The 21,173-nt window shown below is 72.1% G+C and carries 17 protein-coding genes and 1 pseudogene; 9 read left to right on the top strand and 9 right to left on the bottom strand.

Translation table 11 applies throughout. The annotated features are described in order from the left end of the window. Positions 1-115 precede the first annotated feature (115 nt). Positions 116-2,032 carry an MFS transporter gene (locus ACF09J_RS14215; RefSeq protein ID WP_392305685.1) on the top strand — a complete coding sequence of 639 codons (1,917 nt, stop codon included), beginning with the start codon at positions 116-118 and terminating at the stop codon, positions 2,030-2,032. A 66-nt stretch (positions 2,033-2,098) separates the two neighbouring features. On the opposite strand, the gene ACF09J_RS14210 is transcribed toward ACF09J_RS14215, so the two are convergent. Together ACF09J_RS14210 and ACF09J_RS14205 are read right to left on the bottom strand one after the other, a co-directional pair. Then, a complete protein-coding gene (locus ACF09J_RS14210; protein WP_392305684.1) occupies positions 2,099-2,620 on the bottom strand; it encodes a glutathione peroxidase in 522 nt (173 codons plus the stop codon). A 9-nt stretch (positions 2,621-2,629) separates the two neighbouring features. Then, positions 2,630-3,619, bottom strand: coding sequence for an ArsR/SmtB family transcription factor (locus ACF09J_RS14205; protein ID WP_392305840.1), 990 nt, complete (start codon positions 3,617-3,619; stop codon positions 2,630-2,632). A gap of 77 nt (positions 3,620-3,696) precedes the next feature. On the opposite strand from ACF09J_RS14205, the gene ACF09J_RS14200 reads away from it, so the two are divergent. Beyond that, positions 3,697-4,950, top strand: coding sequence for an MFS transporter (locus ACF09J_RS14200; protein WP_392305683.1), 1,254 nt, complete (start codon positions 3,697-3,699; stop codon positions 4,948-4,950). 176 nt (positions 4,951-5,126) lie between these two features. Here the strand turns inward: ACF09J_RS14200 and ACF09J_RS14195 are convergent, their stop codons facing one another. From ACF09J_RS14195 to ACF09J_RS14175, 5 genes are all read right to left on the bottom strand, one after another. Further along, positions 5,127-5,573: a hypothetical protein gene (locus ACF09J_RS14195; protein WP_392305682.1), complete on the bottom strand. Its 447-nt coding sequence runs from the start codon at positions 5,571-5,573 to the stop codon at positions 5,127-5,129. Positions 5,574-5,773: 200 nt separating this feature from the next. Then, positions 5,774-6,673 (bottom strand): carbohydrate ABC transporter permease, encoded by a 900-nt coding sequence (locus ACF09J_RS14190; RefSeq protein ID WP_392305681.1) that lies wholly within the window; start codon positions 6,671-6,673, stop codon positions 5,774-5,776. Further along, positions 6,670-7,842, bottom strand: a complete 1,173-nt coding sequence (locus tag ACF09J_RS14185) for a carbohydrate ABC transporter permease (protein WP_392305680.1) — start codon at positions 7,840-7,842, stop codon at positions 6,670-6,672. The genes ACF09J_RS14190 and ACF09J_RS14185 overlap by 4 nt, the downstream gene beginning before the upstream one ends. Before the next feature lie 6 nt (positions 7,843-7,848). After that, a complete protein-coding gene (locus ACF09J_RS14180; RefSeq protein ID WP_392305679.1) occupies positions 7,849-9,093 on the bottom strand; it encodes an extracellular solute-binding protein in 1,245 nt (414 codons plus the stop codon). 345 nt (positions 9,094-9,438) lie between these two features. Beyond that, positions 9,439-10,521 carry a LacI family DNA-binding transcriptional regulator gene (locus tag ACF09J_RS14175; protein WP_392305678.1) on the bottom strand — a complete coding sequence of 361 codons (1,083 nt, stop codon included), beginning with the start codon at positions 10,519-10,521 and terminating at the stop codon, positions 9,439-9,441. A 120-nt stretch (positions 10,522-10,641) separates the two neighbouring features. On the opposite strand from ACF09J_RS14175, the gene ACF09J_RS14170 reads away from it, so the two are divergent. Further along, entirely contained in the window at positions 10,642-12,762 is a 2,121-nt protein-coding gene (locus ACF09J_RS14170) for a glycogen debranching N-terminal domain-containing protein (RefSeq protein ID WP_392305677.1), read from the top strand. Between the two features lie 25 nt (positions 12,763-12,787). On the opposite strand, the pseudogene ACF09J_RS14165 reads toward ACF09J_RS14170, so the two are convergent. Beyond that, positions 12,788-13,168: pseudogene (locus ACF09J_RS14165) on the bottom strand (hypothetical protein); the annotation flags it as partial. A 992-nt stretch (positions 13,169-14,160) separates the two neighbouring features. On the opposite strand from ACF09J_RS14165, the gene ACF09J_RS14160 reads away from it, so the two are divergent. The 3 genes from ACF09J_RS14160 (at position 14,161) to ACF09J_RS14150 (ending at position 16,182) form a co-directional block, all read left to right on the top strand. Then, positions 14,161-14,784 (top strand): hypothetical protein, encoded by a 624-nt coding sequence (locus tag ACF09J_RS14160; protein ID WP_392305676.1) that lies wholly within the window; start codon positions 14,161-14,163, stop codon positions 14,782-14,784. 88 nt (positions 14,785-14,872) lie between these two features. Continuing rightward, positions 14,873-15,445 carry a SigE family RNA polymerase sigma factor gene (locus tag ACF09J_RS14155; protein WP_392305675.1) on the top strand — a complete coding sequence of 191 codons (573 nt, stop codon included), beginning with the start codon at positions 14,873-14,875 and terminating at the stop codon, positions 15,443-15,445. A 56-nt stretch (positions 15,446-15,501) separates the two neighbouring features. Then, positions 15,502-16,182: a hypothetical protein gene (locus tag ACF09J_RS14150; RefSeq protein WP_392305674.1), complete on the top strand. Its 681-nt coding sequence runs from the start codon at positions 15,502-15,504 to the stop codon at positions 16,180-16,182. A 37-nt stretch (positions 16,183-16,219) separates the two neighbouring features. On the opposite strand, the gene ACF09J_RS14145 is transcribed toward ACF09J_RS14150, so the two are convergent. Then, a complete protein-coding gene (locus tag ACF09J_RS14145) occupies positions 16,220-16,882 on the bottom strand; it encodes an RraA family protein (RefSeq protein WP_392305673.1) in 663 nt (220 codons plus the stop codon). A 171-nt stretch (positions 16,883-17,053) separates the two neighbouring features. Here ACF09J_RS14145 and ACF09J_RS14140 point away from each other — a divergent pair, with 171 nt between their 5' ends. The 3 genes from ACF09J_RS14140 to ACF09J_RS14130 all read left to right on the top strand — a co-directional run bounded on the left by ACF09J_RS14140 (position 17,054) and on the right by ACF09J_RS14130 (position 21,000). Further along, positions 17,054-18,013: a D-2-hydroxyacid dehydrogenase family protein gene (locus tag ACF09J_RS14140; RefSeq protein WP_392305672.1), complete on the top strand. Its 960-nt coding sequence runs from the start codon at positions 17,054-17,056 to the stop codon at positions 18,011-18,013. A gap of 122 nt (positions 18,014-18,135) precedes the next feature. Further along, entirely contained in the window at positions 18,136-18,861 is a 726-nt protein-coding gene (locus ACF09J_RS14135) for a ferritin-like domain-containing protein (RefSeq protein WP_392305839.1), read from the top strand. Between the two features lie 177 nt (positions 18,862-19,038). Next, entirely contained in the window at positions 19,039-21,000 is a 1,962-nt protein-coding gene (locus tag ACF09J_RS14130) for an Ig-like domain repeat protein (protein ID WP_392305671.1), read from the top strand. The last annotated feature ends 173 nt before the right edge of the window (positions 21,001-21,173 follow it).

Raw genomic sequence — 21,173 nt, 5'->3', positions numbered from 1 at the left:
TGGGAGCTGGCCCGGCGGGGTGCGTGCTAGCGTCACGAAACGGACACGTCGCCGGTCGCCGGACGCGGCTGCGAACAGGCAAGAACAGAGAACAGGACACGGGGAGAGCCGTCAGGTGGCCACAGCGGATCCGACACGCGCCGACGACGCCGATCCGGGCCGCCCGGAGGACGGACCGCGAATAGGCGCGTCCACGACGGACACTGACGGCGAGCGCCGAGGGCAGGACGACCCGGTGGGCGACCCCGTGGGCGGCCCTGGAGGCGACCGGGACGGAGAACGGCCCGGCGAGGGGTCCCCCGTCCGGGCCGCGGTCACGGCGGTCCGGGAGCGGATGCTTCGGCACCCCGTCCTGTCCGTCACGGCCCTGGCAGGCCTGCTGCACGTCGTCTGGTTCTTCACGCTCGCCAACAGCGGCGGCGACCTCGCGGCGCAGGACGCCTGGGCCGAGTTCGTCGGCCGGCACCCCGACTCGGCGTACAACCTCGCCTGGTACGGCGGCATGCACCCGGTGTCGTACAGCGTGGTGTCGCCGTACCTGATGTCCCTCCTCGGCGTCCGTACGACGATGATGATCGCGGGCACCGTCTCGGCGGGCCTGCTGATGCTGGTCCTCATGCGCAGCCGCTCGGTCAGGAACCCGCTGTGGGCCGCGCTGACCGGTGTCTTCGGACTGGTGTGCAACGCGGTGTCGGGCCGGGTGACCTACGGCCTGGGGACCATGTTCGCGCTGGGCGCGGTCGCGGCCGTGTTCTGCTGGCCGCACCGCTGGCGCTTCAAACGCTGGGCGAAGGCCCTGGTCGCGGCGCCGCTGGCCGCGCTCGCCACCATGTCCTCGCCCGTGGCGGGCCTGTTCGTGGGCCTGATCGCGGTCGCGCTGTTCCTCCAGAAGCGCCGTCCGGGCGCCTGGGCGCTCGGCCTGGCCCCGGCCGCGGTGGTGGCCGCCTCGGCCTGGCTGTTCCCCTTCTCCGGCACCCAGCCGATGGCGTTCGCCTCGGTGATCCTGCCGCTGATCTACGCCGTGCTCGCCGTCGTCCTCGTACCCCGGGACTGGAAGACGGTCCGGATCACCTCCGCGGTGTACGGCCTGGCGGTCGTCATGGTCTGGCTGATCAGCTCCCAGATCGGCTCCAACATCACCCGGCTGGCCATGCTGTTCGCGGGGGTGGTGCTGGTGGCGGCGCTGCCGTTCGCGGTCCCGCGCTCGCGCACCTGGTACGCGATCGTGCTGGCCGTCGTCGGCTTCGTCGGCTGGATAGGGTTCAAGTCGGTCGACGACACCCTCAACACCACCCCCGCCGCCTCCTGGGCGCGCGAGCTGGCCCCCCTGGTCAACCAGTTGCAGCGGGCCGGCGCGGAGAAGGGCCGCGTCGAGGTGGTCCCCGCCCGCTCCCACCGTGAGGCCTCCGCGCTGGCGCCCTACGTCAACCTGGCCCGCGGCTGGAACCGCCAGGCCGACATGCAGCGCAACCCGCTCTTCTACGACGACACGCTGAACTCGGCGAACTACCACGACTGGTTGCAGCGGTGGGCGGTGCACTACGTGGTGCTGCCCAAGGGCGACGTCGACGGCAACGGCGGCGAGCGCGAACGCGCGCTGGTGCGGGAGGGCATGCCGTACCTGAAACAGATCTGGGGCGACGCCAACTGGCAGCTCTTCAAGGTCACCGACCCGGCGCCGCTCGCCGAGCCGGACGCGGTCGTCGAACGCGCCGAACAGGGTGAGATGACCCTCCAGGTGCGCAGGGCGGGCCGCGTCCTCGTCCGCATCCCGTACTCGCCCTGGCTGAGCCTCGTCGACGAGCAGGGCAAGAGCCTCAAGGCGCCCCAGGAGACCGACGCCTCCAAGCACCGCGCCGAGGGCGAGCCGAAGACGTACGACAACGTCAACGGCTGCCTCATGGAGACGGAGGGGGACTCCCAGGGCGACAGGTGGACCGTGCTCCTCGCACCGAAGGCGGGCACCTACCGGCTGGCGGCGCCCTACCAGCTCCCGCGCGGCACCCCGTGCCCGGACGAGCTCAAGAAATGACCGCCCCGCCGGCCCGGAAGCCCCCGCCTCCGGGCCGGCGGGTGGTCACCTCACCGGGAGGGCTCGTCAGGCGAGCTGCTCCTCCACGGCCGCGATCAGCTCGGGGGCGTCGGGGCCGGTCTGCGGGGAGAAGCGGGCGACGACCTTGCCGTCCCGGCCGACCAGGAACTTCTCGAAGTTCCAGCGGACGTCCCCGCTGTGGCCCTCGGCGTCGGCGAAGCCGGTCAGACGCTCGTAGAGCGGGTGTCGCTGCTCCCCGTTCACCTCGACCTTCTCGGTCATGGGGAAGGTGACGCCGTACGTGGCGGAACAGAACGCGGCGATCTCCTCGGCGCTGCCCGGCTCCTGCCCCATGAACTGGTTGCACGGCACCCCGAGCACGGTGAAGCCCTGCCCGGCGTACCGCTCGTGCAGCTGTTCGAGTCCCGCGTACTGCGGGGTGAGCCCGCACTTGGACGCCACGTTCACGATGAGCACCACCTGCCCCGCGTACCGCGCGAGCCCGGCCGACCCACCCTGAAGCGCACCGATCTCGACGGCCAGGGGGGAGTCCGGGGCCAGGGCGCTGTTGCTGTCTGAAGTCGTCATGAGCGGATGCTAACCGCGGGCCGTGGACCGGGAGCCCGCCGCCTCGATGAGGACCTGGCCCGCGCCGGTCCGTGAGTACAGCACCGAGCGTCCGGACCGGCGGCGTTCCACCAGGCCCGCGTCAAGCAGCACGCGCAGGTGGCGGCCCACGGAGCCCAGGGTCTGGCCGGTCACGGCGGTCAGCTGGGTGGTGCTGAGCGGGGAGCCGAGCAGGATCAGGACCTCGGCGCGGGCGCGGCCGAGGAGGGCGCCGAGACCCGTGGGCACGGAGGCGCGGCGCGCGTCGGCGTCGGCGAGGGCGCCGGCACACGGATAGACGACGGCGTATCGGCGGCGCGGTTCGTCCCACGACACCCAGCCGGCCTTCGGGGTGACCGGTACGAAGACGAGCTGGGCGCCGGAGATCTCGCGCGGCGGATACTCGTGCAGGTTGACCTGGAACCGGTTCTCGCCGAGCCAGCGCGTGCCCGGCCGCAGGGTGTCGAGGACCGCCGCCCAGCCGCCCCGGCTGACCTGCGCGGTCCGGGCCACGACATCGGCTTCGAGGACGCGCCGGCGCCGGGCCCAGGAGGGCCGTACGGCATTCGCCCAGACGAACTCCAGGAGCCGGGCCGCCCGCTCGGGCAGGTCGTCCCGCTCCAGCGCGGCCGGCAGTGGCCCGGCGAGCGAGGTCCGCAGGTGCGCGCGGGCCGCCGCCGGGTCGGTGGCGTGCACCCGCTCGACGCCGTCCTCGAAGGACTCCTCGTCCCGTGGCGTGGGGGTGAGGAAGTCGGCGAGCCAGTCCCGGCCGAGTCCGGCGCGGACGAGGAGCGCGGTGACGGGGTCGTCGGCGAGGAGCCGCCGGTAGGCGGGCAGCTGCGCGCGCAGCCACGCCTGTTCGCCGGGGTGGCTGCCGGCGCCCGCGTGCAGCAGTTGCAGGCTCGCGAAGGTCTCGGCGAACGGTGAGAGCACGAACCGGCTCCCGGCGAGTGTGTCGGCGTTGATCTGCCACCAGCCCATGGACTCTCCCCCGGCGACCTTTCGCACCTGTGCGAAACAATAACCACCGGCCCCGTGCCCGCCCGAGACTCCGCCGCATGCGCAGCTACCAGCAACTGTTCCGCACCCCGCAGTTCACCCCGCTCTTCCTCGCGTCCTGTGCGCAGACGGTGGCCCAGACGGCGAGCGGACTCGCGCTCGCCACCCTGGTGTACCGGGCGACGGACTCGCCCCTGCTCTCGGCGGTGAGCATGTTCGGGCCCTCGCTGGCCCAGGTGCTCGGCGCCACCCTGTTCCTGTCCGGCGCGGACCGGCTGCCGCCACGGCGTGCGCTGGTGGCGGTCGCCCTGTCCTTCGCGGCGGGAACGGCGCTGCTGGCGCTGCCGGGTCTGGCGCTGTGGGCGGTCTTCGCCGTGGTCCTCGCGCAGGGGCTGGTCGCCTCCCTGGGCGGGGGAGTCCGCTGGGGCCTGCTGAACGAGATCCTGTCCAAGGACGGCTATCTGCTGGGTCGTTCGGTGTTCAACATGATGAGCGGCATCATGCAGATCATCGGGTTCGCGACGGGCGGGGTGCTGGTGGCGGTCCTGTCACCACGGGTCTCGCTGCTGCTGTCCGCCGCGCTGTACGCCGTGGCGGCGGGGGTGCTCCGGCTCGGCCTGACCCGGCGGCGGCCGCGCACCTCCGGCCGCCCGTCCATCTCGGCGACCTGGCGCACCAACGCCCTGCTGTGGTCGTCCCGCCCGCGCCGCCTGACCTACCTGGGCCTGTGGCTCCCCAACGGCCTGGTGGTCGGCTGCGAATCCCTGTACGTCTCCTACCCCCCCGCCGCGGCCGGCACGCTGTTCGCGTGCGCGGCGTTCGGGATGCTGGCCGGCGACGTGACGGTGGGCCGCCTGCTGCCCCCGGCGGTACGGCGCCGGGCGGCCACGCCGCTGCTGCTGCTCCTGGCTGGCCCGTACCTGCTCTTCGTCCTGCACCCGCCCCTGCCGGTGGCCGCCTGCCTGGTGACCCTCGCCTCCGTCGGCTTCGGCGCGAGCCTGGTCCAGCAGGAGCGCCTGATGGCCTCGACCCCCGACGAACTGGCCGGCCACGCCCTGGGCCTCCACTCCGCGGGCATGCTCACCCTCCAGGGCGCAAGCGCCGCCCTGGCCGGCACGATCGCCCAACTCACCTCCCCCGCCACGGCGATGACCGCAACAGCGGCGGCCTCGACGGCGATCACCCTGACCCTCGCCGCAGCGTCCCGCCGCCTCAACACCGAGAAGGGCACCCCCGCTTCACCCAGGCCCGACACCCCCACCGACCAACCAACCCCACCCCCGACGCCACAAGAAGAGCACCCCAGTCGATGACATGCGGCAACCCGGGAAAGAACGCAAAGAAGGCAACCACAACACCGAACCCCACCCCGAATCCACACAACCCGGCCCACCGCCGCGTCACGCCGGCCCGCTCCTCCGCCGGCCCGTCCGCCTTCCCCTGCTGCCGCTGCTGCTCGCTCATACTCGGCTCACTTCGTGACGTGATGTCACTGGCTCACCCGCCGCACGCCGTTGACGTAGAGGTGGGCGCATGTCTTGCCATAACGAGGCAGAGTCTGAGGAGAGTTGCTCCGCATGGGGTCGATCTTGCATTCGTCGTGCGTCCTGCCGCGCGAGGTGCGGTAGGTGCGGTTGCCGGTGTCCGCGTAGGTGAAGTCGATCCGCCAGTTGCAGAAGCCACTGCTGAGCGCTCCCACGAAGGCGCAGTCGACACCGGCGTTCTGGTAGGTGATCCGGAGTGCGCTGCCGCGGATGATGTGCGTGAACATGCAGCCCGTGGGGACCTTCATGGTCACACCGCCCACGCTGTACTCGAAGGTCCGAACGGGTGTCGAGCCGACTGCCGTGGCACTGGCGCCCGTCGCCGAGGTGAAAACCAGCGCGACGGCGGCACCAACAGCGGTGATGAGACGCGCGACCTGCGGAATGGCCATGATGATCCCCTCCTCATGGCCTCTTGCCAATCGCAGGGGACAACCGCGCCCAGGCCGGACGAGTTGTGGGGCTCCCACCCGGTTCACCATCCCAGGTGATCCAAGAAAGCCCGCGCTGACCTGCAGAAACGTTATGGGCGGCGCGGTGGGTTGCGTCGTCCGCCGTGGGGTGGAGGACCGCGCCGCCCGGTGTGGTTGCCCTAGTCCTTGACCGCCCCCGCGTTCGCGCCCTGGACGAAGTGGCGTTGGAAGCAGAAGAAGAGGATGGCCACGGGGAGGGTGGACAGCAGGGCCGCGGCCAGTTTGAGGGGGTACTGGGTGCCGCCGCCCAGGCTGCCCGAGACCATGCGGGCGAGGCCCGTGGTCAGGGTTTCGTACTGGCTGGACTGGGTGGCCACGAGGTAGTGGGTGAACTCGTTCCAGGAGCCCTGGAAGGCCAGGATCGTCACGGTGATCAGGGCGGGCCGGGCCATCGGCAGGACGACCGACCAGAACGTGCGGAAGACGCCGGCACCGTCCACCCGCGCGGCCTCCTCCACTTCCCGGGGGATCGACTCGAAGAACTGCTTCATGATGAAGACCTGCGCCGCGTCCACCAGCAGCGGCAGGATCATGGCGGCGTAGGTGTCGAACAGCCCGAAGGTGTTGAGCACCAGGAACCTCGGGATCAGCAGCACCACGGGCGGCACCGCGATGATGGTGAGGAGGAACCCGAACAGCAGGGCGCGGCCGGGAAAGCGCAGCCGGGCCAGCGCGTACCCGGCCATCGACGCGAACAGCACCCGGCCCGCGGTGATGACGACCGCGACGAACACCGAGTTGCCCAGCCAGCGCAGGAACGGCACACCCTCCCCGGCCTGGCTGATCCCGAACAGCCGCTGGTAGGCGGCCGTCGTCGGAGTGACCGGGAACAGCCCGAGGGGGTGGGCCGCCGCGTCCGGGTCCGTCTTGAACCCGGTCACCAACTGGATCGCGAACGGCATGACATACAGCAGCCCGAACCCCACCACCAGCGCGTACCCGAGGATCCGCAGGGGCCGGGGAAAGCGTCCGAGCACCGGACGCCCCTGCGCCCGGGCGGCCGTCGATTGCGCGCTCATCGGTTCCTCCGGGGACGGGCCGCGCGCTCGCGCAGCAGGAAGCGTTGCAGGGCCGTCATGGTCAGGATCAGTACGAGCAGGATGAAGGCGATGGCCGCGCCCTGCCCGAAGTCCGCGTCGCCGAACGCGGTCGAGTAGGACAGGAAGGCCGGCGTGAGCGTGGTGTTGCCGGGCGCGCCCTGGCTCATGACGTACACCTGGTCGAAGACCTGCCAGGTGGCGATCAGACCCAGGGTGAGCACGAGGAACAGCACGGGCCGCAGCGCGGGCAGCGTCACGTACCGCAGCATCTGGTAGCGGTTGACGCCTTCGATCGCGGCCGCCTCCTCCAGCTCGCGCGGCACGTCCTGGAGCGCCGCGAGGAAGATCAGCATGAAGGTGCCCGAGGTCGTCCACACGGCGAGCAGGATGAGTGTGCACATCGCGACCGACGGCCCGGACAGCCACTCGAACCAGGACAGCCCCATGAAGGAGTGGTCGGCCAGCACACCCGAGGGATGGCCGGTGTCGACCACGCCCAGCCCGCCGAGCAGCAGGGACAGCACTCCCCGCGGGTCGTTGAACCAGTTCGGGCCCTTCACCCCGATCCAGGACAGCGCCGTGTTGACGGCACCGCTGCCCTGGAACAGGAAGAGGAAGATCGTGGAGACCGCGATCGAGCTGGTCACCGACGGGAAGAAGAACGCGGTGCGCAGGGCGCTCCGGGCACGCAGCAGCCGCTGGTTGACGACGAGCGCGAGACCCAGCGCGAGGAAGGTCTGGAGCGGCACGGTCAGCAGCACGTAGTACACGGTGTTGCGCAGCGAGGTCGCGAACAGGGTGCGGTCGAGGCCGTCCTCGGTGAGCAGTGTCCGGTAGTTGTCCAGGCCGGCGAAGTCCGCCTGCGCGCTGAACGGGTTGGACTGTCCGTCCCAGTGCAGCAGGCTCACCCACAGCGCCATCAGGGTCGGCAGGACCAGGAACAGGCCGAGGACGAGCACCGCGGGGCTGACGAACAGCCAGCCCCAGGCGCCCTCCGAGCGGCGCCGCACCCGCCGGGCGGGCGCCGCCGACTTCGGGCCGGGCCCGCCGGGCGTGTCAGGTTCGCCCGGCGGGCCGGCCGTACGGGGCCCCTGGCCGGCGCGGGAACGCGGCTCCGGCCGGGGGTTGTGTGACGTACGCGCGGACACGGTGGCTCAGTTGCCCTTCGTGAGCGCGCGTTCGCCGTTGCGCTGGAGGTCGGCGAGGATCTTCTTCGGGTCGGCGGTGGCCAGCCCCGCGAGGTCGGTGTTGAACTGGCCGAGCACCTTGTCGAATCCGGCGAGCGTCACCGGACCCTGCGCGTAGGCGCTGGCGTCGACCCACGCCTTCGCGGCGGGGTGCTGCTTCGCGTACTCGGCCAGGGCGCTGGTGCGCGAGGGCATCACGCCGAACGCGTCGGCGTTCTTGAGCTGCTGCGCGCTGGAGTTGAGGTACGTCACCAGGTCGACGGCCGCCGCCCGGTGGGCGCTCTCGGCGGCCACGCCCCAGCACTGGCTGAAGGCGAGCGTGCCCTGGCCGGCCGGACCGGCGGGCAGCGGGACCACCTTGTAGTTCACGTCGGGGTAGTCGGCCTTCATGGCGCCGTCGAGCCAGTTGCCCTCGATGGTCATGGCGGCCTTGCCCTTGCCGAAGGCCTCGCCGCCCCAGTTGGTGTCGACCTGGTTGGCGTACTTCATGGAGCCGGACTTCAGCAGGGACTGCACGTACTGGAGCGCCCGCACGTTCTCCGGGCTGTCGGCGGTCATCTTCGTCTGGTCGGCGTTGGTCATCCAGCCGCCGGCCTCCTTCATGAAGACGCCGAGCCGCGCGTGCTCGGCGCCGACGACCAGCCCGGTCGTGCCCTTCCCGGTCAGCTTGCCCGCGACCTTCTTCAGCTGGTCCCAGTCGGCCGGGTAGTCCTTCTCGGTCAGCCCCGCCTTCTTCCACAGGTCGGTGTTGACCGCCAGGGCGAGCGTGGAGGTGTCCTTGGGGAGGCACATCAGCTTGCCGTCGTGCGTGAAGGAGGCGCGCAACTGCTCGGAGAAGTCGTCGGCGTCCTTGACCTGGTCGCCGTAGGCGTACAGGGAGCCGCCTCTGGTGTAGTTCGCGAACTGGTCGGAGTTGACGTAGAAGGCGTCCGGCGGCTTGTGCCCGGCGAACGCCTGGGCGAGCTGCTGGTTCATGTCCTTGGCGACGTCGACGGTCACCTTGTTGCCGGACTGCTTGGCGTACGCGGCGGCCGCCTCCTTGACGGCCTTGGTCTCGGCGTCGCCCGAACTGGCTATCAGCACCGTCAGGTTCTGGTGGGAGCCGGTGTCCTGCTCCGTCTTCTTGTCGTCGCCGAAGCTCGACGAGCAGCCCGCGGTGACCAGCAGTGCCGCGCAGGTGGCGAGGGCCGTGGCGGCCGAACGGTGGGACATGGATTCCTCCGGGGTTCGGGGATGGTGAGTACGGCTCCGCCCGGCGGCGCGGAAGACGGCCGGGGGTGGAGGAGGGGAGAACTCGGGACGGGACGGGGACGGTTGGGCGCCACCGCCGACCGGGTCGGGGCGGGGCGGTGGGGGCGGCGCCGACTCGGACGGATCCGGGTCGGGTCCGGGCCGGGTCGGTACGGGGACGACCGGCGCGGTGTCGACCGGGGCGGGGCCGGGGTGACACCGGCCGGGTGAGGGTGTCGATCGGGACGGTCCGGCGGGGATGGTGCCGGCCGGGACGGTGCTCGCCGGGGGTGTCCGGCGGCCGTCGGGACCTCGGACCGCCCGGAGTCAGACGGTGATCGCGGTCGCGGTCGCCTCCGATGTCGCGGCGGGGGCGGCCCGGGTGCTGTCCCGGACGACCAGGGACGGCGGCAGCAGGATGCGTTCGGGCGGCGCGTCAGGGGCGGCCAGCCGCGCCAGCAGCAGCCGTACGCACTCCCGGCCGACGTCCTCCAGCGGCTGGGCGACGGAGGTCAGCGCAGGAGACAGGAGCCCGGCGGTCGGCGAGTCGTCGAAGCCGACCACGGCGACGTCACGACCGGGGACGTCCCCGCGTTCGCGCAGCGTTTGATAGCAGCCGAGCGCCAGCACGTCGCTGGCCGCGACCACCGCGGTCGCCCCCGCGTCGAGCAGCGGCTTCACGGCGGCGCGGGCCGCGTCGATGTCGTTCACGCTCTGCGCGCGCCGCCCGCGGGTCGGCAGCCCGTGCCGCTTCATGGCCCGCTGCCAGCCCTCGGCGCGGTCGTCACCGGCGCCCGAGGAGCCGCGCCCCCAGCCGAGGAAGGCGATTCTGCGATGCCCCAGACCGATCAGGTGCTCCACGGCGGCGTCCGTGCCCGAGGCGCCGTCGACGTCGATCCAGTCGCCGATCTGCCGCCGCGACCACATCCGGCCGAAGGCGACGAACGGCACACCGCGCTTGGCGAGCCAGGCCTGGCGCGGGTCGTTGTGCTCTGTGCCGCTGAGCACGAAGCCGTCGACCTCGTGCTGGTCGAGCAGCTCCTCGTAACCGTCCAGGGTCGGGGTGCCGGGCCGGCAGGCGAACAGCAGGATCCGGTACCCGGCCTCGTCGGCGGCCTGCGACAGGGCGTGCAGGAACCGGTCGAGGACGGGGCTGCTGGCCGGAACGGGCTGGATGCCGTAGCCGATCAGCCTGCTGGAGCGGGTGCGCAGGGTCTGCGCGGCACGGCTGGGGCGGTAGCCCATCTCGTCGATCACCCGGCGGACCCGCTCCAGGGTCTCGGCACGCAGCAGGTCGGGCGAGTTGATCGCGTTCGACACGGTCTGCGGGGAGACCCCGGCCCGGCGCGCGACCATGGCGAGCGTCACCGGACCGCCCCTGGCGGGCGGGTCGTTGCTGGAGCGGGGCATTGCGGCCTCCGGCGTGCAGAGGGAACGAGGAGCGGTTTTAGCGTTCCAAAAGCATTGTCAGCGCTCTGACGAGTCACTTAATGTCTTTGGAACGATCAAACGCTGAGAGGTTCTACTTCCTTGGACTCGACTGTCAAGACCCCGGACACCAACGGCTCGGTCACGCCGCCCCCCGCGGTGACCGAGGGCCTTCAGCCGTTCCTGCACGACGCGGTCGTCACGCTGTACGCCCCCAGCTTCGTGATCTCGCGTGCCGACGGGGCCTTCGACGACGGCGCGGACGGCTTCTTCCACGGCGACCGCCGGGCGCTCTCCCGGCTGACCGTCGCGGCCGACGGCATCCCGCTCGCGCCCGTCGGGCACGGGCTGCGCGGGGCGGACCGGGCCCACTTCCGAGCGATCCTTCGGGGGCTCGGAGAGGTGACCGCCGACCCCGCGGTCGCCCTGCACCGCCGCCGTACCACGCGGGCCGGAGCGCTCGAAGAGGCCCTCGAGGTCACCAACGCGGGCACCCGGTCGGTCCGTTTCCGGCTGACGGTCACGGCCGGCACGGACCTCGCCACCATGGAGCAGGTCAAGTCGGGCCGCCCGGCCCAGGCGGCACCCGCGCGGGCCGACGGCACCGGCGAACTGTCCTGGGCGGACGACGGGTTCACCGTGCGCCTGGCCACTGAGCCCGCGCCCGACACGCTGGACGTGCCGACGGGCCGGCTGTCGTACGACATCGCCCTCGACCCGGGCACCTCGTGGACGGTCACCCTGCGCTGCACCGCGGCCCACGCGGACGGCGACCAGTTCCCGGCGCCCCCCGCCGACGCCCTGCCGTGGCGCACCCCCGTCCTGCGCAGCGCGGACCGGGGCCTCGACCGTTGGCTGGAGCAGTCGCTGGCCGACCTGGACCGCCTGCGCCTGACCGACCCGCGCTCGTCCGCGGACCGGCCGGACCAGTTCCTCGCCGCAGGCGCCCCCTGGTTCCTGACCCTGTTCGGCCGCGACTCGCTCTGGGCCGCGCGCATGCTGCTCCCGCTCGGCACCGAGCTCGCGGCCGGCACCCTGCGCACCCTCGCCCGCCGCCAGGGCGGTGTCACCGACCCGGCCTCCGAGGAGCAGCCGGGCAAGATCCTGCACGAAGTCCGGCGCGACACCTCGGCGTTCAGCGACACGTTCTCGCTCCCGCCGGTGTACTACGGCACGGTCGACGCCACCCCGCTGTGGATCTCCCTGCTCCATGACGCCTGGCGCTGGGGCCTGGCGCCGGAGGAGGTCGAGCGAATGCTGCCGCACGCCGAGTCGGCGCTGGCGTGGATGCGCGACCAGGGGGACGCCGGCGGCGACGGCTTCCTCAAGTACGTCGACCAGTCGGGGCGTGGCCTGGCCAACCAGGGCTGGAAGGACTCCGGCGACTCCATCCGCTACCGCGACGGCAGCCTCGCCCACCCGCCGATCGCGCTGTGCGAGGTGCAGGCGTACGCCTACGAGGCCGCGCGCGGCGGAGCGGCGCTGCTGCGGTCCTTCGGCCGCCCGGGGGCCGACGAGTGGGAGGAGTGGGCCGAGCGGCTCGCCGGGCGCTTCCGCGAGCGTTTCTGGGTGGAGGACGAGCGGGGCCCGTACCCGGCGGTCGCGCTGGACGGCGACGGCGGGCCGGCCGACTCGGTCACCTCGGGCTTCGGTCACCTCCTGGGCACGGGGCTGCTGAACCATGAGGAGAGCGCGATCCTGGCGGCCCGGCTCTCCGGCGGCGACCTGGACTCGGGCCACGGTCTGCGCACGCTGAGCAGCGAGGCCGCGGGCTACAACCCGTACGGCTACCACATCGGTTCGATCTGGCCGCACGACACCGCGATCGCCGTGCACGGCCTGGTCAGGTCCGGCTTCCCGGACGCCGCGGCGTCGCTGGCGGACGGCCTGCTGACGGCGTCGACGGCGTTCGAGGCCCGGCTGCCCGAACTCTTCGCGGGCCACGGCGCCGGGGCCGGTCCGCGCCCCGCGCCCTATCCGGCGTCCTGCCGGCCCCAGGCGTGGGCGGCGGCGTCCTCGGTGCTCGTCCTCCAGTCGGCCCTCGGCCTGAGCGCGGACATCCCCGCCGGCACCCTGACGGTCGCCCCGGGCTTCGCGGGCGCGTACGGTCCGCTGACGGTCACCGGGCTCCAGGCCGGGGGGAACCGGCTGGACATCGCGGTGCGGGCGGACGGATCGGTGGACGTGTCGGCGCCCGAGGGAGTGACGGTGCTCACCGGCTGACCCTGCGGGGAGGGCATGGGCGGCGTCACTCGTCGTCGAGTGGCGCCGCGGACTCCGCGAGCCGTTCGCCGATGTCGTCCGCCCACTCCTGGGCCCAGCGGCGGAGCTCGGCGATCGCGCGGTCGCCGAGCCCGCAGGCGGCGAACTCCCGGTCGTCGATCCACTCGGCGCCCACGAGACGGGTCTGGAGATCGGCGAGGTCGAAGACGTCACCGGCATGGCGGCGGCCGAGTTCCTCCAGCTCCGGATGGCTCCACCGGTCGGCGGCGGCGTGCACGTCGACGAGGTCCGGGGCGAGACCCTGACCCGCCAGCGCGCGCACCCTGGTGCCGACAAGATCCTCCAGCGAGAGCACCGGCCCGAACTCACCCACCTCCAACGGCCGCCACAGCACTTCCTTGCCCACCTGCACAGCGAACTCCACCTGGGCCTCGGCCTTGGTCCCGGTTCCGGTTCCGGCCCTGGTCTCGGTTTCGGGTCCGGCTTCCGTCTCGGTCCCGGCCTCGGCCCTGGTCCCGGCCTCGGCCCTGGTCCCGGCCTCGGCCCTGGTCCCGGCCTCGGCCCTGGTCCCGGCCTCGGCCCTGGTCCCGGCCTCGGGCCGGGTTCCGGCCTCGGTCCCGGGCCGGGCCTCGGCCCTGGCCCCGGCCTCGGTTCCGGCCTTTGTCCCTGTTTCGGCCTCGGCCTCGGCCCTGTTTCCGGTTCCAGTTCCGGTCTCGGACCTGGTCTCAGTTCCGGTTCCGGTCTCGGTTCCGGTTCCGGTCCCGGCTTCGGCCCTGGTTCCGGCCTCGGGCCGGGTTCCGGTTCCGGTTCCGGCCCCGGTCTCGGGCCCGGCCCTGGTTCCGGCCTCGGCGCTGGGCCCGGTTCCGGCCCTGATCTCCGGGCCTCCGATCTCCGGGCCCCCGACCTCGGCGCCACCGGCCACCGGGCCACTGACCACGAGCCGGCCCGCGAGTGGTTCCGTTTCCGATGTTCGGACCCGCCAGCCTCGTTCCTCCAGGCCTGCGCGTACCGCCGCGAGGATGTCCCCCGTCTCGACGGGGCTCTCGGTGGCCACGTCGATCTCCCGGCCGGGCCGGTCCACCAGGCCGTGGGCCCGCACCGCGTCCCCACCGGCGAGCGCCAGCCCGTACGGCGCCCCGACCGCCAGCAGATCGCCCAGCAGCCGCCGCCGCACCTCACCGCCGTTCACCCGACGATTATCGCCACCGGGCGGTGAGCGGCGCCGGACCGGCGCCCGGTCGCGCGTCGGCGTACACCGCCGCTCCGCGAAGAAAATCCGCGCGGGGTGTCATCCGGGACCGGTCCCGGCGGGGTTTGAACGGGTGGAGAGGCGCCCTCCTTCCACCAGCCATTCCGGATCCCCCCAGGGGTCCGTGTTCCGCGAGGAGTTGCCCGTTCATGAAACGGACGCTGAAGTACCTGACCGGCGCGGCCGTCGCCGTCGCCGTGGCGGGAACGGCCACGGCGGCCCACGCCGCACCCGCGAAGGCGCCGCACGCCACGGTCGTGCAGGCGGGGGCGGCGCAGAACCAGGCCGCTGCCGCCTCGAAGACCCGGGCCTCCACGCCGACGCGGACGACGGGGAAGAAGACCGCCCCGACGCCCCGCATCGTCGCCCCCGGTGAGCACGTGACGGCGGCTCCCGGCTTCGAGCTGTGGCTCACGGCGAAGGGCAAGTACTGGACGACGCCTTCCATGCCCGAACCGCAGTTCCGCAGCGTGGTCGACGGCAACATCGACCGGAGCACCCCCGGCGTCTCGATGCAGGCGGAGGGCACGGCCGACCACGTCTACCTCTCCGGCCTGTACTACGGCGGCAAGGGCACCGCGTCCGACGTCGAGGTCGAGACGGCGGACGGGACGGTGCGCGGCAAGCTCATCGAGCTGCCGGGCAAGCCCGGATGGGGCGTCTGGTACGCCGTCGCCGACGTCAAGACCGACAACAGTTCCTGGGACTACGTGTCCCGGATCACCGTCCACGACACCAAGGGCAAGATCTACGCCCAGCTGAAGCTGCGCTGACCTCCCGGGCGGGGGCCCGCGCGGTCCCCGCCCCCGGAGCTCCCCGGCTCACCTCCTCCCCGTACCCGACCCACAGGGAACCGCGTCCGTGCCGCAGTACGAGAGACTCGCAGCCTCCTCCGGGAGCAACGACTTCGCCGCCTACGCCAGTGCGGCCTGGACCCGTCTGTTGCGGACCGCGCTCCTGCTCACCGGCGACTACCACGAAGCCGAGGATCTCGTGCAGACCACCCTCGCCAAGGTGTACGCACGCTGGGGGCGCATCCCGCCCGACGACGTCGACTTCTACGTACGACGCTCCCTCGTCAACAACAACCTCAGCCGGATCCGCAGAAGACGGGTCACGCATCTGCTGATGCCGTTCCTGCCCGAACGGGTGCACCAGCCGGACAACGGACACGCCGAGTCCGTCGAGCGCCGCGAAGCGGTCACGCGGGCGCTCGCCACGCTCTCCGCCCGGCAGCGGACGGTGCTGGTGCTGCGCTACTGGGAGGACCTCCCCGAAACCGCCATCGCCGAGGTGCTCGACTGCTCGCTCGGAACGGTCAAGACCCATGCCCGGCGCGGCCTGGCGGCTCTGCGCTCCCACCCGGCCTTCGAGGCCTTCTCCGCCGCCTCCGACGCCTCCGACCGCTCCCACCCCGTCACCGGAGCACGCTGATGAACCACCCCAGAACCGAAACAGACACAGGCCCGGGACACGCCGGGACCGAATGGTTGCGCCAGGCGCTGGCCGAGGCCGCGTACGAGATCCAGCCACCCCCGCTGCCGCTGGCGGACGTGGAGCGCCGGGGGCGGCGGATCCGGCGCAGGCGGCGGACGGCCGTACTCGGCGCGGGATGCGGGCTGCTGCTGGTCCCGCTGGCCGTGGTCGTGCTTGGCGGCACGGAACCCGGCGCCGACCGCAACGCGTCTCCGGCGGCGCCCGCGTCCGTCTCGCCCTCGCCGTCCGCCTCCTCGGCGGCCCCGGCTCCGAGGCCCCGTGTCGTCGCCTCGGGTGAGCACGTGACGGCGGCCCCCGGCTTCGAGCTGTGGCTCACGGCGAAGGGCAAGCACTGGACGACGCCTTCCTCGCCCGAGCCGGAGTTCCGGGGCGTGGCCGACGGCAACATCGACCGGGGCACCCCCGGAGTCACCGTGCAGTCCGAGATCACGGCAGACCGCGCGTACTTCTCCGGCCTGTACTACGGCGGCAAGGGCACCGCGTCCGTCGTCGAGGTGGAGACGGCGCACGGGACGGTCCGGGGCGGGCTCATCGAGCTGCCGGGCGACCCCGGATGGGGCGTCTGGTACGCCGTCATCGACGGCAAGCTCGGCGACGACCCCGCGGCCTCCCACTCCCAGGTCACAGTCCTCAACACCGAGGGCGGGGTCTACGTCCGGTTTCCGACACTGTGAATCCGGCCGGGGACGCGGCCGACCCCTGGGCGTGTGGTCACCCCTCGAAGCCCTGCTCGCGCAGGATCCCGTCGACGCGGGCGCGGTGGGCCGCCTCCCACGCGTCGAGGGTCTCGTCCGCCTCCTTGGCCGGCCTGGCCCGCGCGGCGGCGAGGAGCTCCTCGCGGCGGGCCGCCGGGACGACCACGACGCCCTCCTCGTCGGCCACCACGACGTCGCCGGCGTTCACCTTCGCCCCGCCGCAGGTCACCTCCGTGTTCAGCGGCTCCACGGCCTTCTTGCCGCCCGGGATCGGGATGACGCCCCGGGCGAACACGGGGAAGCCGGCCTCGCGGACCTCGCCCAGGTCGCGGATCAGACCGTCCAGCACGAAGCCCGCGACACCGCGGCGCTGCGCCACGGCGCACACGTTTCCGCCCGCCAGCGCGTAGTCCAGGTCGCCGGACTCGACGACGATGACGGAGCCCGGGGCGGCACGGTGAATGGCCGCGTGCAGCATGAGGTTGTCACCGGGAGGGCACCGCACGGTGAACGCCGGCCCGGCCACGCGGGGCACCGGCGTCCACAGCGGGCGGATGCCGATGTCCATGACCTGCGCCCGGCCGAGGAGGTCGGCCAGCGTGGTCGTCGGGATGTCCGCGAATCCGGCGGCGGGGGCGTCGGAGTTGGGGTCGGTGGCGTCCCTCATGGCGTCCGTCATGGCACCTCTGATCGTCTCGGGTGTGGTCGTCCCTGTGGCTGGCTGCCGGCGCCCGACAATACGGGCCCTCGTCGCACGCGGTCCATCAGGTTTGCCGGACACCGGTGTGATCGAGCAGCCTGATCAGCACGAACGAGGAAAGACGAACGACGAACGACGGAGACAACCGACATGCCCCTGCGCTGCGCCGTGCTCGACGACTTCCAGGACGCCGCCCTCGCCTCCGCCGACTGGAGCCCGGTCGAGGACCGGGTGGAGGTCGTCACGTTCCGCGAGCACATCACCGACGAGGACGAACTCGCCGGCGCCCTCGCCGACTTCGACATCGTCGTCACCCTGCGCGAGCGGGTCGCCTTCCCGGCCACGCTGCTCGACCGCCTGCCCCGCCTGAAGCTCCTCGTCGCCTCCGGCATGCGCAACTCGGTCATCGACTACGCCGCCGCCGAGCGCTGCGGCGTCACCGTGTGCGGGACCGGCAGCTCCTCCACCCCGCCGGTGGAACTCACCTGGGCGCTGCTGCTCGGCCTCGCCCGCAACCTGGTCACCGAGAACAACGCGCTGCGCGCGGGCGGCCCTTGGCAGTCCACCGTCGGCGCCGACCTCCAGGGCCGGCGCCTGGGCCTGCTCGGCCTCGGCAGGATCGGCAGCCGGGTCGCGCAGGTGGGCCTCGCCTTCGGGATGCGGGTCAGCGCCTGGAGCCAGAATCTCACCGAGCGGCGCACCGACGAGGTGGGCGTCGAACTCGCCGCGTCCAAGGAGGAGTTGCTGTCGACCAGCGACTTCGTCTCCGTCCACCTCGCGCTGAGCGACCGCACCCGTGGCCTGCTCGGCGCCGCCGAACTCGCCCTCCTGCGGCCCACCGCCTACCTGATCAACACCTCCCGCGCCGCCATCGTCGACCAGGACGCGCTGCTGGCGGCCCTGCACGAGGGCCGTATCGCCGGCGCCGCAGTGGACGTGTTCGACGCCGAACCACTCCCCGCCGACCACCCCATGCGTACCGCGCCACGGCTGCTCGCCACACCCCACCTCGGCTACGTCTCGCAGTCCAACTACGCGACGTACTACGGCGACGCGGTGGAGGACATCCAGGCCTACCTGGCGGGCAACCCGGTACGCCGCCTGGGCTGACGGGCCCGCCACAGCGGCGTCCGGCCGCGGACATCGGCGGAACGGTTCGCTGCCCGCCCGCGTCGTCCCTCTCCGAGGCACGGTGGCTGTGCCCAGGGGAGGGGAGACCGGTGGACGCGGATATGGGTGACTTCGCCAAGTGGACGCGGCGGTTCGAGGACGAGCGCGAGCGCAGGCGCGCCCAGGGGGACCCGGACTGGGGACAGGGGGCGTCGCTGCACCCCGCGGTGTGGGCCGGCATCCAGCGTTTCCAGGTCGGCGAGGACGGCGACGGCGCCAACCTGATCGGCAAGGCGGACGAGGCCGGTGACACCGACTACGCCCGAGCGGTCCGGCTGTTCGTCGCCGAGGAGCAGAACCACGCCCGTCTGCTCGCCCGGTTGCTGGCCGCGGGCGGTGTACCGACGTTGTCGGGCCACTGGACGGACACGGTCTTCGTACGGCTGCGACGCCTCATGGGCCTGCGCATGGAACTGCTGGTGCTGATGGTCGCGGAGGTGGTGGCACTGCGCTATTACCGGGCCCTGCGCGACGGCACCGACGACGCGCTCACGTCGGACGTGGCGGGACGCATCCTGTCCGACGAACAGCGCCATGTCCCCTTCCACTGCGAACGCCTGCACGCCTCCCTGGCGGAACTGCCCCGCGCCACCCGGCGTCCCGTGATGGCCCTGTGGCAACTCCTTCTCCTCGCCGCCTCCCTGCTCGTCGTCACCGACCACGGCCCGGCGCTGCGGCACCTCGGCATCGGACGCCGGCGATTCATGGCCGACGTCATGACCTCGTCCAGCACGGTCGTCACCGCGATCCTGGAACCCCGCCCGGACGCATGGACGAGCACGTACTGACGGGCGGGCAGCGGTGGGCGCCCGGAACCGGAATTTCCAGTCGGTGTTTGTCACTGGCATGTCATACGCTGCTGCTTCGGCAGCGTCCACGCACCCGTCTTCGGTGCGCGGGGGGATCGCGGCCTGTCCGTTTCCGCCCGGCGAGGACCGGGCTTCTTCTGTGGGGGTTCCATCACTGTGCGCAGACGTAGCGTCTCGATCGCGACGGCACTCGCGATCGTCCTCAGTTCCGTGGCCCTGACCACGGGTGTGGCGGGTCCGGCGGCGGCCGACTCCGCGAAGGTCCTTCCGGTGACCTCGGTCGGCGACATGGTCGTGGACGGTACCCATCAGCGGGTCTACGTCTCCGACCCGACCACCGGCAAGATCGTCGTCACCGACTACACGGGCGCCGTGAAGGCGACGCTCACCGGGCTCTCCGGCGTGACGGGCCTCGCCCTGTCCGACGACTCCGAACAGGTGTACGCCGCCGTGAAGAACGGCAACCGGATCGTCTCGGTGGAGACGAGGACGTACACCCAGACCGCGAGCTACCCGCTCGACGCGGCCCCCGGCGACCTGGAGGTGGTGGACGGCCGGATCTGGTTCTCCTACGGCAGCGACTTCGGCTCGCTCGACGTCTCCGGCCCCGAGCCCGTCGTCCACCTCGGCCAGCGCGGCGACGCCGACCCCTACCAGGGTGCCGGGACGCTGCTCGCCGCCGACCCGGCCGTCCCTGGCGTCCTGGTGGCGGGCAACGCCTCCACGCTCGCCGTGTACGACGTCTCCGCCGACGGCGCCACCCTGCGCGCCGAGGGCGACATGGGCAGCGGCGTCAAGCAGTTGGACCTGATGCCCGACGGCAGCCAGGTGCTCACCTCGTGGGGCCCCGGCTACAGCATCGGCGCCTACTCGACCACCGACCTCACCCAGCTGGCCGGCTACCCCGTCGGCGCGTACCCGAACGCCGTGCGCGTCGCGCCCGACGGCACCATCGCGGGCGGCAGCTTCTCCTGGTACGACCCCGACGTCCACATCCACCGGCCCGGTGACCGGGTGCCGGTGCGGGAGTACGACTTCCCCAACACCGGCAACAGCAGCGGCGCCGACACCCTCGTGGACGGAGCGCTCGCCTGGGCGCCCGACTCCAGCCGGGTCTTCGCCGTCTCCGTGAACACCTACGGGACCCACACCCTGCGGGCCCTGACCGACCCCACCAAGGAACTGCTCACCCTCAAGGTGTCGGCCCCCGCCAAGTCGGAGCGCGCCAAGAAGCTCACCGTCAAGGGCAAACTGACCTCGAAGACCCTGCCTGCCGCGGGCACCGCCCTGAAGGTGACCCGCACCGACGTCGAGTCGCCGAGCGGCAAGGCGCTGGCCGCCGTCAAGACCAAGGCGGACGGCACCTTCTCCTTCACGGACACCCCGCCCGCCGGCGGCAAGGTCACCTACAAGGTCTCCTACGCGGGCGACGCCACCCACATGCCCGCCTCCGGCTCGGGCGCGGTGGAGGTCTCGCGCAAGGCGACCGCGCTGACCCTGAACAACAAGGGCAAGCTGTATTCGTACGGCAAGAAGGTCACCTTCACCGCGCATCTCGGCACGACGTACAAGAACCGCACCGTCTCGATCTACGCGGACCCCTTCGGCCCCGACAAGCCGAAGAAGCTGCTGAAGACGGCCAAGGTCAACTCCAAGGGCAACCTGTCGGCGACCGTCAGCATGACCCGTGACACCACCGTCAGCGCCGTCTTCAGCGGAGACGCCCGCTACACCGCCAAGACCGTCAAGTCGACCGCGTACGCCCGGGTGAAGGTCTCCACCGCCGTCTCCAAGCACTACAAGACGGGCAAGATCGGCTCCACGAAGTACTACTACTTCCACAAGAAGACCGACCCGGTGTTCACCACGTCCATGAACTACTACCCCGGCCGCAAGCAGCGCTTCCAGCTCCAGGTGTACTACCAGGGCAAGTGGTACGACTCGGGCTACGAGTACTTCGCCCTCGGCACCAGCGGCAAGTCGGCCGTGCGCCTGGAAGCGCCGGGCCAGTCCGGCATCCGCGCCCGCATGCGCTCGTCGTACATCAACGGCTCCTCCGGCGACAACGTCAACTCCACGACTCACGGCGCCTGGAAGTACTTCACCTTCACCAAGTGACCGCCGCCTGAACCGAACCGGTACGGCCCCGGCCCCACGGGGCCGTACCGGCAGCGGCACGAAGCCGCCCCTCGCCGACGGGACCCCGGGCGAGAACATCGGCGCCGCCCACGGGGCCCTCCTCGCGGCGGGACGCGTGGCACTCACTTCTTGCCGCGAGGGTCACCTATGTC

Source organism: Streptomyces sp. NPDC014889 (assembly GCF_043081205.1).
Lineage (GTDB): Bacteria > Actinomycetota > Actinomycetes > Streptomycetales > Streptomycetaceae > Streptomyces.
The sequence above is the reverse complement of the archived record's forward strand: the minus strand, read 5'-3'. Positions and strand labels throughout refer to the sequence as shown.